Annotated in this window: 9 protein-coding genes; 4 read left to right on the top strand and 5 right to left on the bottom strand. The window is 57.9% G+C overall.

Translation table 11 applies throughout. The features are described 5' to 3' along the window. Positions 1–101: 101 nt before the first annotated feature. From D6851_RS00490 to D6851_RS00470, 5 genes are all read right to left on the bottom strand, one after another. The gene (locus tag D6851_RS00490) at positions 102–1,328 is read right to left on the bottom strand and encodes an SAM-dependent methyltransferase (protein ID WP_120322931.1); all 1,227 of its coding nucleotides are present in this window, start codon (positions 1,326–1,328) and stop codon (positions 102–104) included. A 108-nt stretch (positions 1,329–1,436) separates the two neighbouring features. Beyond that, positions 1,437–4,148, bottom strand: a complete 2,712-nt coding sequence (locus tag D6851_RS00485; protein WP_120322930.1) for a cation-transporting P-type ATPase — start codon at positions 4,146–4,148, stop codon at positions 1,437–1,439. Then, positions 4,138–4,968: a universal stress protein gene (locus tag D6851_RS00480; RefSeq protein ID WP_120322929.1), complete on the bottom strand. Its 831-nt coding sequence runs from the start codon at positions 4,966–4,968 to the stop codon at positions 4,138–4,140. The genes D6851_RS00485 and D6851_RS00480 overlap by 11 nt, the downstream gene beginning before the upstream one ends. Positions 4,969–5,174: 206 nt before the next feature. Beyond that, on the bottom strand, positions 5,175–6,575 hold the full coding sequence (locus D6851_RS00475) for an ATP-binding protein (protein ID WP_120322928.1): 1,401 nt from the start codon (positions 6,573–6,575) through the stop codon (positions 5,175–5,177). Next, on the bottom strand, positions 6,572–7,297 hold the full coding sequence (locus D6851_RS00470) for a response regulator transcription factor (protein ID WP_120322927.1): 726 nt from the start codon (positions 7,295–7,297) through the stop codon (positions 6,572–6,574). The genes D6851_RS00475 and D6851_RS00470 overlap by 4 nt, the downstream gene beginning before the upstream one ends. A 153-nt stretch (positions 7,298–7,450) precedes the next feature. Here D6851_RS00470 and D6851_RS00465 point away from each other — a divergent pair, with 153 nt between their 5' ends. From D6851_RS00465 to D6851_RS00450, 4 genes are all read left to right on the top strand, one after another. Further along, a complete protein-coding gene (locus D6851_RS00465) occupies positions 7,451–8,575 on the top strand; it encodes an efflux RND transporter periplasmic adaptor subunit (protein WP_238473871.1) in 1,125 nt (374 codons plus the stop codon). A gap of 4 nt (positions 8,576–8,579) precedes the next feature. After that, the gene (locus tag D6851_RS00460) at positions 8,580–11,717 is read left to right on the top strand and encodes an efflux RND transporter permease subunit (protein WP_120322926.1); all 3,138 of its coding nucleotides are present in this window, start codon (positions 8,580–8,582) and stop codon (positions 11,715–11,717) included. After that, on the top strand, positions 11,714–13,102 hold the full coding sequence (locus tag D6851_RS00455) for an efflux transporter outer membrane subunit (protein ID WP_274379030.1): 1,389 nt from the start codon (positions 11,714–11,716) through the stop codon (positions 13,100–13,102). Before D6851_RS00460 ends, D6851_RS00455 begins: the two co-directional genes overlap by 4 nt. Positions 13,103–13,183: 81 nt before the next feature. Continuing rightward, on the top strand, positions 13,184–14,233 hold the full coding sequence (locus D6851_RS00450) for a glycerophosphodiester phosphodiesterase family protein (protein WP_183029924.1): 1,050 nt from the start codon (positions 13,184–13,186) through the stop codon (positions 14,231–14,233). Positions 14,234–14,294 lie beyond the last annotated feature (61 nt).

Raw genomic sequence — 14,294 nt, 5'->3', positions numbered from 1 at the left:
GTAATGCTGCAACTGCAAAGTTAAATGGCCAATAGGTTACAGAATATCGATAATTGTATCGGACGACAGAGTGTGCCGGATCGCAATCCGGCACCTGTTTCCTATTTATCGAGCATGTAATTACGGGTCAGCGGCAAGGCATGACGATCCCGGACATACTGGATCTGATAATTGCACATGCCCCCGCTTTCAAAAGCCGCCGTCGCGCCGGACAGATAGAATGTCCACATGCGGAAAAACCGTTCATCATACATGCCGATGATCGCTTCGCGGTTCTCCATGCAGCGTTTGTACCATTCGCGCAGCGTCTTCGCGTAATGGAGCCGAAGCGTCTCCACATCGCTGGCGATGAGGCGCGATTTCTCGCTCGATGCCACCGTTTCGCTCAGCGCCGGAATATAGCCACCGGGGAAGATATATTTATCGGTAAAGGCATCGGTCCGGCCCGGACCGCCCATCCGGCCGATCGTGTGGAGCAGCATCACCCCTTCCTCACTGAGGAGATTGGCGCAGGCGCGGAAGAACCCGTCAAATTGCGGCGTTCCGACATGTTCGAACATGCCCACAGATACGATCCGGTCATAGGAAAGACCCCGGCGGGCCAGATCGCGATAATCGATCAGTTCGAACTGCACACGATCCGCCACACCGGCTTTTTCAGCTCGCTGCCGCGCCAGAGCGAGCTGTTCGCTGCTCAGTGTAATGCCCAGCACTTCAACATCGTGATGTTCGGCAAGATAGATCGCCATGCCGCCCCAGCCACAGCCGATATCGAGCACGCGCTGCCCCGGCTCCAGAGCCAGTTTGGCAGCGATATGGGCGAGCTTGGCAACCTGCGCCTCTTCCAGCGAGATATCGTCGCTCGGCCAGTAGCCGCAGCTATATTGCATATAACCGCTATCGAGCATCAGCTCGTAGAGATCGTTGCCCACATCGTAATGATGCGAAACATTGCGGCGTGAACTGGCCGCATTGTTGAAGGAATGGGCAAGATAGGAAGCCCGGTGGCGCATTTTGCTGAAAATAGTGGGAGCGTTCAGCCGGCCCCTCTTTTCCCATCGTGCGTTGGACTGGATAAGCTGGACGAAATCCATCACTTCGCCCACTTCGATAACGATACGGCCATCCATGTAGCATTCGCCCGCGCCGAGACGGGGATCGCGGATCAGATCGCGTGTGACATGTTCATCGGTGAAGCGGATAACAAGATCGGGGTAACCGGGCACTTCGCGGCCGAAATCCACCACCCGGCCATCGGCATGGCGCAGAACCAGGCGGCCTTTCTTCACAATACGGGAAAGAATTCGATCAATCAGTTTCGCGCTCATTTCACCTCCGAATATATTATCGAAGCTTTGCCAATTCGAACGAATGAATGCCAGCGATCTTTCAATAGAAAGCGATAGACCGAGATATGCGTTCTGCGAAATATCCGATCAATAAGTGCTGGAAATTTTATCACTGTCAGGCAGCGCGACATCTTCAATATGGCCGAGATGACGCATCAGCAACTTCTCCGCTTCCAGAAAGGCAAACAGAACAATGCCTGCGCCAATAATCAGACTTCCCTGAATCCAGTTCAGCGGCCGCGTATCGAAAACGGCCTGCATGAAAGGCAGATAGGTAAAGGCCAGTTGCATCGCGATAACAAAGGCCAGAGCCAGCAAGACCGCAGGCGTCCCCACTATACCGCGCAGGCTCAGCGATGCGACATGCAGGTAGCGGACATTGAACAGATAGAAAATCTCCGCCACCACCAGCATATTGACCACCATGGTCCTGGCCGTGGCCAGATCGTCGCCCATGGCCAGCGCTCCGAAATAAATCGCCAGCGCCACACCGGCGAACAGCGCTGACACCAGCAGAACCCGCCAGACCAGAAAGGGCGAAAGCAGTGGCGTATCGCGCCTTCGCGGCGGCCGCGCCATCACGCCGGGTTCGGGCGGTTCGAAAGCCAGCGCCAGCCCGAGCGAAATCGCGGTAACGAGATTGATCCAGAGGATCTGCGTGGCTGTCATCGGCAGGGTGAAACCGGCCAGAATCGCCAGCACGATGGTGATCCCCTCCCCGCCATTGGTCGGCAATGTCCAGGCAATCACCTTGCGGATATTGTCATAGACCGTGCGCCCTTCATTTACCGCAGCGACAATGGAAGCGAAATTATCGTCCAGCAGCACCATTTCCGCCGCCTCGCGCGCCACTTCGGTGCCGCCGACACCCATCGCCGTGCCGACATCGGCCTGTTTCAGCGAGGGTGCATCATTGACCCCGTCCCCGGTCATGGCAACGATTTCGCCGCGGGTCTGCAAAGCCTGCACAATACGTAATTTATGCTCGGGGCTGGCGCGGGCAAAGACGGAAATGGAGGGAACGACCTGTTCCAGTTCGGCATCGGAAAGCTGCTCCAGCTCCGCCCCGGTCATGGCCTGAGGATCGTCCGCCAGATCGAGCTGCCGGGCGATGGCTTTGGCTGTCGCTACATGGTCGCCGGTAATCATTTTCACCGCAATCCCGGCCGAGCGGCATTCGGCAATCGCCCGTCTGGCTTCTTCGCGCGGCGGATCGACAAATCCCATCAGCCCCAGCATGTGCAGACCTTCCAGATCCTCGAAACTGATCCGCTCCTGCGCGCCGGGCAGCTCCAGCATGGCAAAACCGAGCAGCCTTTCCCCCTCACTGGCCGAGCGATGGACAAAATCGTTCCAGTCCCTTTCCCGATCTGCATCGCAGGCCCGCGAGAGCAGGGCTTCGGGCGCCCCTTTAAGGAAAATCACATGCGTCCCGTCGGGCGCGCGATGCAGCGTAGCCATGAAACGATAGGCGGCATCGAACGGAACCTCGTCAATCCGCAACCATTCCTGCCGCAAGGCTTCGACATCGAAACCGGCTTTGCGACCGAGTGAAATCAGAGCCCCTTCCATCGGATCGCCGGCGACAGCCCAGTTGCCGTCCACCTCTTTCAAATGCGCATCGTTGCACAAGATTCCACAGCGAATGATCGTCTGCGCAGCTTCCTGAGCAGACATATCGTCTCCGCCATCCGTAGCGCTGAGAGTGCCCGCAGGGTCATATCCGGTACCCTCCGCCAGCAGTTCACGTTCGCCTGTCATAATATGGCGAACGGTCATTTCATTGCGGGTCAGCGTGCCGGTCTTGTCGGTACAAATCACGGAGGTCGCGCCAAGCGTTTCGACCGCAGGCAATTTGCGGATCACCGCTTTGCGCCCGGCCATACGCTGCACCCCGATGGCCAGCGTGATCGTGATAACGGCAGGCAAACCTTCGGGAATGGCACCGACAGACACCGCCACCACCGCAATCAGTGCATCGTCCCAGGCAAAATCTCTCACCATCACAGCAAAGGCAAAAAGCGCAGCCCCGCATCCAAGGATCACGAAAGTCAGCCAATGGGCGAACCGGTCTATCTGGCGCAGCAGCGGTGTAACCAGATGGGTCACACTGCCCAGCATGCCGCTGATTTTACCGATCTCCGTTTCACTTCCGGTGGCCACAACCAGGCCGGTGGCCTGCCCTTTCGTGACCAGCGTTCCGGAAAAAGCCATGCAGGCCCGCTCGGCCAGAGGCGCGTCGGGAGAGACCGGCGCCACGGCCTTTTCCGCAGCAACCGATTCTCCGGTCAGCATGGCTTCCTCTATCGCAAGGCCGCGCGCGCGCAGCAGGCGCAGATCGGCCGGCACACGGTCACCGGGATCGAGCAACACCAGATCGCCGGGCACAACCTCTTCCACAGCAATGGAATGGCGATGGCCGTTGCGTAACACGAAAGCATGCGGGGAAATCAGATTGCGCATCCCGCTCAACGCTTTCTCCGCCCGGCCTTCCTGAACAAAACCGACCACGGCATTCACCACGACCACCAGCAGGATCACCGCCGCATCCACGACATGATCGAGCAGCAGCGCCGCCAGAGCGGAAACGAGCAGGAAATAAATCAGCGCATTATTGAATTGCGCCAGAAAACGTTTGAGCGGGTTGACCTTTGGCGGTTCGGGCAGACTGTTCGGCCCGTATTGCTCGCGCCGGGTCTCAATATTCTGCTCATCGAGACCGGAGGAGCAGGACTGGAAAGCGGAAAGCGCCTCCTCGGGAGGCAGAGAATGCCAGGGACGAGCCCCCTCAGGCTTCATCGTCGCCGTCATCCATGGAATTATGCACTACCAATGTATCTGTCGGAATCCAGTTCAGCAGCGACGATGCGGTACTGCCGAGCATGGCGCGTTTGACCCCGCCTGCTCCTTCGGTGCCGAGTACGATCAGATCGGGCCGCCATTCTGCAATCGCCTTGCCGACCACTTCATCCGCGCTGCCTTCGCCAAGATTGATCGTCGCCCGCTTGACGATATCCTCAGGAATAGAAGGATGCTGGAGAAATTCTTCCAGCTTCGCCTGCGCATCGGCGCGAACCTGCGCGCGATCATGCTCGGACCGCAGCCAGCTTTCGAACGGCATGTGGATGGCGTGCAGCAAGTGCAGATCCGCTGCGGGAAACAGCTCCGCCGCCTTGATAAAGGCCTTGCGCGATTGAGGCGAAAGGTCGGTAGCGATCAGCAATTTTTCATAAAAGCGGTGCGGCCGTTGCTTGGCCACCAGCACCGGAATAGTCGAGCGGCGCACCAGATGGTCGACCGCCGTGCCGAGAAAGAAATCTTCAACACTGTTAAAGCGCGCCACGCTGGTGATAATCGCATCGGCACTGCTTTCATTGGCAAGGCGCAGAATGGTCTGCGGCACAGCACCGACCGGCAACAGAACATCCACATCCTCTTCGGGATCGGCCAGCGTCGCGCGGACATCCTGCTCGGTAACGGAGGTGACCGGCTTGGTCACATGCACGACATGTATGCGCGCCTGCAACTGTTTGCCCAGCATCACAGCCCGGTCAACAGCCCGGTCGCAGCGCGCACTCAAATCTGTGGCTACGATAATGGATCGCTCAGTTTCAGTCATAACGGCCTCCCGGTGCGATCAGACTGGCCTTGACCGGCCAGCGATAATTGTCGTCCCGGCTTCGTGGCGGGACAATTAAGGCCCTATCCTTGGAAGATTGAACAGCTGTGTCAATCGTAAACGGGCAACTCTCTGAAAAGCCGAGACCCTCCGTCCAGCTTCCTGAAAAAGCACCCGAATCAACGGTTTTTATGTAGCGACCATCATCATGACGAGGTTTTGTGACCGGGTTGTTCATCGGGCCTGAGGAAAGGGAAGCGCAAGCTCGCGACAGCCCCGCCCTCGGAATGATTGGCCAGGGAGAGGACAGCCCCGAAGGTTCGTGCCTGCGCCCGCGCGATAGCCAGACCGATCCCTGTTCCTCCGGTTTCGCGGGAACGGCTGCTTTCCCCCCTGACGAAGGGTTCCAGCATGTCCTCGATCCGCCCCTCGGGAAAACCCGGCCCGTGATCTCGGATTATGATTTCGACCATGTCACCGGAGGTACGGCAGAATATTTCTGCCGATCCACCATATTTTACAGCATTTTCAATAAGGTTGTTCAGGCATCTCGACAAGGCATCCGGCTTGACACGGGCAATGACCGAACAGGATTCGGCCAATGTGACAGGGGCGCCCAGTTCATAAGCATCTTCGGCAAGGCTGGTGATGAGCGAATTGATATCGACTGTAGACCATGGCTCGCGCGCTTCCGAACTGCGAGCCAGTTCAAGCCCGTCGCGCACCAGAACTTGCATCGCGGCCAGATCGGCAATCAGCCTGTCGCGCAATTCGTCATCCTGCACCCGTTCCAGCCGCAGCCGCAGCCGGGTCATCGGTGTTTGCAGATCATGCGCGATAGCTGCGAGCATCTGGGTTCTTTCGCGAAAACCATCCCGCACACGTTGCTGCATCAGATTAAAGGTGGCCAGCGCAGTGCGCACTTCCGCAGGCCCCGTTTCGGCGATCGGTTCGGGGTCTTGCGACAGAGAGAAGCGGCGCGCAGCCGATGTCAGGCGGCGCAGCGGCACGGTTGTCAGACGGGCCACGAAAAAGGACAGAAGCGCACTCGCGACAACCAGCAGGATCAGATAGATCGGCTCCAGAGTCGCGCTGCGGGGAAATTTGAGGACCGGCTTGTTGATCAGGATATTGCGCTCAATCCCGTTGGCGTCGCGAAAACTGACATCCCAGCATTCGACATCGGGGGCTGCTCCCAGCCCGGCCACCCGGTTGACCGGATCGAACATCCCCCCGAAACAATCGCTGGTGACACGCTGGATATGCGGCTGGGCCGATTTTTCGAAAGCTTGCTCAAACATACGAACAAGCTTCGGATTTGCTTTGGCTTTATCTGCATTGGGCAAAGACAGACGCACCCCGAAAAGCGCATGGTCGTCAAGCAGCCTCTCGGTTTCCGCAGGGGCTCTGGAAAAGCGATTGGCCATGTCCAGGCTACTGGTGACCACCTGTTCATACTGAAGCTGCTCCACCCCTTTTAGACGCACATATTCGGCTACCAGCAGCGAGGTGATGGAAGCCCCCGCAATCCCGATGGTGAGAAGCAGCATCATGCGGGCAGAAAGGGAAGCGTAATAGCCTTTCAGACGATGCCAGAAACCGCTCATTCGAACCGAACATCGGTCGCAAAAAGATACCCTTCGCTGCGAATGGTAACGATCAGATCGGCTCCGCCCGGTTCGCTTGTCAGTTTCTGCCGCAACCGGCTGACCTGAAGATCGATCGAACGGTCAAAGGCCACGGTAGCGGCCCTTTCGGGTAGCAGCATTTCGCGCGAAAGCACTTCTTTGGGGGACTCAATAAACCGGTTGAGCAAGCGAAATTCAGAAGAAGACAGCATAACCAGCCGGTCATCCTCTGTGACCAGCCGACGTTGTAAAAGGTCCAGTTTCCATGACCCGAACAATGCGAAACGGGCATTGCGCGGACGCCCGTCCTCCCCGCCGCTCATGCGCCGAAAAAGATTGCGAATACGGGCAGTTAGCTCACGTGGTTCAAAAGGTTTGGTAAGATAGTCATCAGCCCCGAGTTCGAGCCCTAATACGCGATCGATCGCACTGTCGCGCGCCGTTACCATGATAACCGCATCGGCAAATCCGTCCGCCCGCAATTCGCGACACAGGGTCAGCCCATCCCCATCGGGCAGATTGAGATCGAGCACCACCACATCGGCTGGATGCGCAGCGAGTTGATCGCGGGTTTCCTGCACGCTGGATGCCGACCTTACCGTGTAGGATTCGCGCCGGAGCTGCTCCATGATCAGTTCGCGAATATCAGGGTCGTCATCAACGACAAGAATATTGCCCGTCGAGGTTGAATGAAGATTCATTCTTCGCCAACTAACTGGCATAAGAAGTAAAGTCCCTGCGCTGATACAAAATGATACGTCGGGCTACTGGCGGCTACCGGGCCGATTATATCCCGTACAAATCCTTACCTCAATCGCATGGAATGCAATATGCTGCACCGCAATAGGTCAGGCATGAGACATTCCTATTTTGCCGGTGCAATGGCCGCACTTCTGGTTCTGACCTCTGCATGTTCCGACACACAGAGCGATCGCGATGGCGGGCCTGTGGAAGTGGGCTATGTCACACTGACAAGCAGCGATGCGACATTGACCGCTAATCTTACCGGTCGGGTCACAGCAACCAAGCGCGCAGAAGTGCGCCCGCAGGTCGATGGAGTGATCCGCAAACGCCTGTTTACAGAAGGCAGCTATGTGCGCGCCGGGCAGCAGCTTTATCAAATCGATCCGCGCAGCTATTCCGCCGCGCGCGATCAGATTGCAGCACAGATCGAAAGCGCGCAGGCGACGCTTGAAACGGCCAAAGCGCGGGCCGCCCGCTACAAGACACTGGTCGGCAGCGAAGCGGTCAGCCAGCAGGATATTGACGATGCGCTCGCCGAAGCCAAACAGGCCGAAGCTACGCTACACCAATATCGGGCCAATTTGCGCGCCGCCAATCTCAATCTCGAATATACGCGCGTTCTGGCACCGATTTCGGGCCGGATCGGGCGATCCAGCTTTACACCAGGCGCGCTCGTAACAGCCAATCAGACCGACCCGCTCGCGACTATCCAGCAACTCGATCCGATCTATGTCGATATCACCCAATCGAGCGCACAATTACTGCGATTGCGCCGCCAGCTTGCCGATGGCGATGTGATGCCCGCCAGTACGACGGTCAATCTGGTGCTGGAAGACGGTTCCGATTATCCGCTTCCCGGCACGCTCGAATTCAGCGAAGTGGATGTCGACGAAAATTCCGGCACCGTAACTTTGCGCGCCCGTTTCCCCAACCCTGAAGGCGTGCTGCTGCCCGGCATGTTCGCCCGGGTGATTGCACCGCAGGCCGTAGTGCCCGATGCCGTTCTCGCACCGCAGCAAGGCATTTCCCGCGACGCAAAGGGCAATGGTACGGCACTGGTCATCGGCAAGGATAACAAGGTCGTCAGCCGCGCGGTCGCAACCGCGCAGGCGATGGGCAATAAATGGATCGTCACCGATGGCCTGAAAGCAGGCGACCGCCTGATCGTCGAGGGAACCGACAAGGTTCGCGCAGGGGCTGAAGTCAAACCCGTTGAAGTGAAGGCTGGCAAATAAACCAATGAATATCAGCCGCTTTTTTGTCGACAGGCCGATTTTCGCCTGGGTTATCGCCATTGGCATTATGCTGACCGGTATCGGAGCGATCATGTCGCTTTCGGTGGCGCAATATCCCGATATTGCACCACCCACCGTCAATATCAGGGCGAATTATCCCGGCGCTTCCGCCGATACGCTGGAATCGAGCGTCACGCAGGTAATCGAACAACAGCTCACCGGCATTGACAATATGCTCTATTTCTCTTCGTCATCGAGCAGTTCGGGCAGTGTGTCGATCAGCGTGACTTTCGACAAAGGAACCGATCCAGACGTCGCGCAGGTGCAGGTGCAGAACAAGGTGCAGCAAGCCAATTCGCGCTTGCCCTCCGCCGTGCAGCAACAGGGGGTGACGGTCACCAAATCGGCATCGGACTTCCTGATGCTGGTCACGATTTACGATACGACCGGCAAGAGCAGTTCCGCCGATATTGGCGACTATCTGGTCAGCCATTTTCAGGACCCGGTAGGCCGGGTAAACGGCGTCGGACAATCGCGCGTTTTCGGTTCGCAATATGCAATGCGTATCTGGCTCGATCCGGTCAAGCTCGCTGCGGTCAATCTGATGCCGTCGGATGTAAAAGCGGCCATTCGAGCACAGAATACCGAAGTTTCTGCCGGCCAGCTCGGCGCTCTGCCGGCGGTACAGGATCAGATGCTGAATGCCGTGGTCAAGGCAAAGTCCCGCTTCACCACGCCGGAACAGTTCCGCAATATCGTCCTCAAGACGCAGTCCGACGGTTCGGTGGTTCATCTCGACGATGTCGCGCGGGTGGAACTGGGATCGCAAGATTATAATTTTTCCGCCCAGCTTAACGGCCACCCGGCTTCGGGCATGGCGCTCCAGCTCGCTCCGGGCGCGGACGCACTGGCGACCGCAGCGGCGGTGCGGGAGAAAGTCGCGGAATTATCGACCAACCTGCCCGATGGCTATCATGTCGCCTTTCCGCGCGACAGCAGCGATTTCGTCAAACAGTCGATCCATGAAGTGATCGAAACACTGGTGATTGCCATCATTCTGGTGGTAATCGTGATGTTCGTCTTCCTGCAAAGCTGGCGTGCTACGCTGATCCCGGCCATTGCCGTACCGGTAGTGCTGCTGGGTACGTTCGGAGTGCTGGCGGCTTTCGGCTATTCGATCAACACGCTGACCCTGTTCGGCATGGTGCTGGCCATCGGTTTGCTGGTGGACGATGCCATCGTGGTGGTGGAAAATGTCGAAAGGGTCATGACCGAACAGAAGGTCGGACCGAGAGAAGCGACCGTCATCTCCATGGAGGAAATCAGTTCGGCACTGATCGGGATCGCGCTGGTTCTTTCAGCAGTGATGCTGCCAATGGCCTTTTTCGGCGGATCGACCGGAGTGATTTATCGCCAGTTTTCGATCACCGTCGTTTCGGCCATGCTGTTATCGGTGCTGGTAGCGCTGATCCTTTCCCCTGCTTTATGCGCAACATTGCTGAAACCGGGCAATCACGATCCGCTGGAACGCCACGGCCTGTTCGGCAAGTTCAATCGCTGGTTTGATCGTAACACCCGGCGCTATCTGACAGGGGTGGAAAGCGTCACCCGGAAGCGCCTTCTCCATTTCGGTGTTTACGGCTTGATCGTGGTGCTGATGGCGGTGCTGTTCGTGCGCCTGCCGACGGGTTTTCTGCCGTCCGAGGATCAGGGGCAGGCCATGGTGATGTACACGCTGCCGCCCGGCGCCACCGTTCAGCGAACCAATGCCGTGCGCAGACAGATCGAGAAGCATTATTATGAGGACGAGAAAGACAATGTGCGTCTGGGCATGGTGCTAACCGGGTTCAGCTTCAACGGTCAGGGTCAGAATGCCGGTATGGGCTTTATCGGACTCAAACCTTTTGAAGAACGAACCAGCAGCGACAGCTCGCTCAAAGCCATCAATGCCCGGGCCATGGCAGCCTTCAGCCATATTCGCGACGCAGAGGTGATTGCGATGGTCCCTCCTGCTATTCGCGGTCTCGGCCAGTCGAGCGGCTTCTCTTTCGAATTGCAGAACAGTTCGGGTATGCCGCGCGATGAATTTACCGCCTTGCGGGATAAACTTATCGCCGCGGCCAATGAAAGCTCCAAACTGGTGCAGGTGCGCATGGCTTCACTGGAAGATTCCCCGCAATTGCGCGTCGATATTGATGAAGAAAAGCTGGCAGTCCTCGGCCTTGCCGAAGCCGATGTGATCGACACGCTCGAATCCGCATGGGGCAGCAGCTATGTGAACGACTTTGTCGATCGCGGCCGTGTGAAACGCGTCTATGTACAGGGCAAAGCCAGTTCGCGCATGGCCCCTTCCGATATTGACGACTGGTATGTCCGCTCTTCCACCAATGGCAATATGGTGCCCTTCTCCGCCTTCGCGACAACCGAATGGGAAAAGGGGCCGAACTCGGTCGCCCGTTTCAACGGCTTGTCTTCCTATACGATCGAAGGGCAAGGTGCGGACGGCGTCAGTTCCGGCGATGCCATGCAGGAAATCGTCCGGCTTCAGCGAGAAATCGCACCGGGCACCAGCTATGCGTGGAGCGGCGTCTCCTATCAGGAAAATCAATCGACCGGACAGGCACCGTTCCTTTATGCTCTGTCGGTTCTGGTGGTTTTCCTGTGCCTTGCCGCATTGTATGAAAGCTGGTCGGTTCCGCTGGCCGTTCTTCTGGTCCTGCCGCTCGGCATTATCGGCTCGGTACTGGCTATGACTTTGCGCGGACTGGAAAATGACATCTATTTTCAGGTCGGTCTGCTTACCACGATCGGGCTGGCCGCCAAGAATGCCATTCTGATTATCGAATTTGCCGAAGCCGCCCGGCAGGAAGGCAAGGATCTGCTTCACGCTGCGATGGAAGGTGCCAGGCTGCGTCTGCGCCCGATCCTGATGACCTCCATCGCCTTTATTGCCGGCGTGCTTCCGCTGGCAGTGGCCAGTGGAGTCGGCGCGGAGAGCCGCATCGCCATCGGCACGGCCGTGATTGGCGGCATGCTGACAGCCACTGTAATCGCCATTTTCTATGTCCCCCTGTTTTTCATGGCGGTGTCGGAAATTTTCCATCGTCGTCCGGACGAATCTTCAGCGGAGGCTGCATCGTGAAACGATACCGGCTGATCCTGACCGCCACCGCATTGCTCCTTTCGGGCTGCAATATGGGCCCGCAATATGAGCGGCCCGCTGCACCCATAGCTCCCGAATGGCCGCAGGGTGCCGCATATGATCCGGCCCTGAGTGGCAAAGCAGGCCTTCCCTGGCGCAGCATGATTGCCAATCGGAAACTGCGCCATGTCATTGGCCAGATGCTGGAAAACAACCGCGATTTGCAGGCTTCGCTGGCCAATATGCAATCGGCGCGTGCGCAATATCGCGCTCAGCGCTCCGATCTGTTTCCGTCCCTGACGGCCGACGGGTCAGCCTCCTTTACCGATCGCGACAATAATAACGGCGTGCCGGTCAATAGCGAAAGCTATAATGCCAGCATTGGCTTTTCCGCTTTCGAGATCGACCTGTTCGGCCGGTTGCGCAATCAGACCAAAGCGCAATTCGAAGCCTATCTGGCCACGCAAAGCGGGATGCAGGCAACCCGCCTCTCACTGGTCGCTGAAACGGCAACAGCCTATGCTACACTGGCAGCCGACAGGGATCTGCTCGCCATTGCGCAGGACACTGCTGCCAGCGCCGAACGTAGCGTGACACTCAATCAGGAATTGCTCGATTCAGGTCTCGGGGCAGGCGCCGATGTGGAAAGTGCCAGAACCGTGCTGGCTCAGGCGCAATCGGATATCGCCGATTATACCACACAGGTGGCGCAGGATCGCAATGCGCTGGAATTGCTGGTCGGTGCTCCGGTGACGGAAGAATGGCTGCCTGCCTCTTTGAATGAACTGGAGAGTTCGGTCGGTATCGTTCCGGCCGGGCTCTCCTCCGAAGTGCTTTTGCAACGTCCCGATGTCGTCGAAGCGGAACATAGTCTGAAAAGCGCCAATGCCAGTATTGGCGCTGCCCGTGCTGCTTTCTTTCCGACGATCAGCCTGACTGCCACGCTGGGTGTCGCCAGCACAGCCCTGTCGTCCCTGTTTGACGGGAATTCGCAATTCCTGACTGCGTCTCCCAGCGCCAGTGTCCCGCTGATCGGCGGCCCGCAAGGGGCCAATGTCGATTATGCCAAGGCGCAGCGCGATTACGCCGTGGCGCTGTATGAACGAACGGTGCAGGAAGCCTTTCGCGACGTTGCCGATGCACTGGCCCGACGCGGCACGATTACCGATCAGCGGCAGGCACAGGAACGGCTGGTAACGTCCGCTCAGCGCAGCCTGTCTTTATCCGAACAGCGCTATCGCGCCGGTATCGCCGGTTTTATCGAAACGCTGACGGCCCAACGCACACTCTATTCCGCCCGACGAAGCGAAGTGGCGGCCCAATTGCTCGACATCAGCAATCGCTTCACGCTCTATTCCGCCATCGGATCGGATGACAGCCTGTAAAGCCTTATGCAGCATGTCACATAAGCTCCGCTTTCGCATGGCATGAGGGTGACAGACCCATCATGCGAAAGCGGAGTTATTGTGCAGCATTTATCCTTTTATCGGCCCGCCCTTCTGGCCATGGCGCTTTTGGCCAGTGCCGGTATGACAATGCAGGCGTCTGCCCGGCCGGAAGCCGAATTTCAGGACGATTTCGGCCATAATGCCCGTCAGGGGCGTCCGTTGATCGTCGCCCATCGCGGTGCCTCGGGCCTGCGGGTGGAAAATTCGCTCAGTGCTTTCCGCAAGGCTCTGGAACTCGGTGCCGACGGGCTGGAAACCGATGTGCAATTGACCGCAGACGGCCAGCTTGTGCTCAATCACGACTTTACACTCAATGCCGATCTGGCCCAGAAAAACGGCTCTTATTCCGCTCCGCAAACGCCGATCAAATCCATGATGCTGGCCGATATCCGTTCTTACGATATCGGAACGCCGAAACCCGGCACGGCTTACGCCGCCAGGCACCCCGATCTTGTCCCGACACCGGGCGAGAAAGTGCCGACACTGGCAGAGCTGATCGATCTGATGAGAGCGCATGACGATCGCAGCATTTTGTGGCTCGAAATCAAGTCTATGCCTTTCATGCCGGAGGTCAGCGGCGATCCGGTGCAGCTTGCTCAAAGCGTGGTCGATACTCTGCATGCACAGGATTTTACCGCCCGTGTGGTGGTCCTGTCTTTCGACTGGAATGTACTACGCGAAGTGAAAAAGCGCGATCCCTCCATTCCGCTCGCTTTCCTCAGTTCGAATGTTCACCGCGCCCTAGCCCATGCGGAAAACAGCCCGCTGGCCAGGGCCGATCCCGCCATGATTACCCGCAGCATGACCGGGTTGAACGGTTTTAATGGCCGCTCCATAGTAGACGTGCTGAAAGAGGAAGGCGCAGCCTGGTGGGATCAGGATTATGCCGATTTCACTCTGCATGATCTGACCGAAGCACAGGAACAGGGCCTCAGGCTGGGCGCCTGGACACTCGACGATCCGGGCACGGCCCGGCTGCTGTTCAATATCGGCATAGACGCCATAACCACCAATCGCCCCGATATCATGTTCGAAGAGTTCGATCCTCAGGTCACCACACCGGAATAGACCGTTCTTTCGCTGCCGCTCCGGCACCCATTGGGCCGGAGCGACCTATGATCCGACCTGC

The sequence above is a fragment of the Altericroceibacterium spongiae genome (genome assembly GCF_003610805.1).
In the GTDB taxonomy this organism is placed as follows: domain Bacteria; phylum Pseudomonadota; class Alphaproteobacteria; order Sphingomonadales; family Sphingomonadaceae; genus Altericroceibacterium; species Altericroceibacterium spongiae.
Note: the sequence above shows the minus strand (reverse complement) of the source record. Positions and strands in the feature narration are given on the sequence as shown.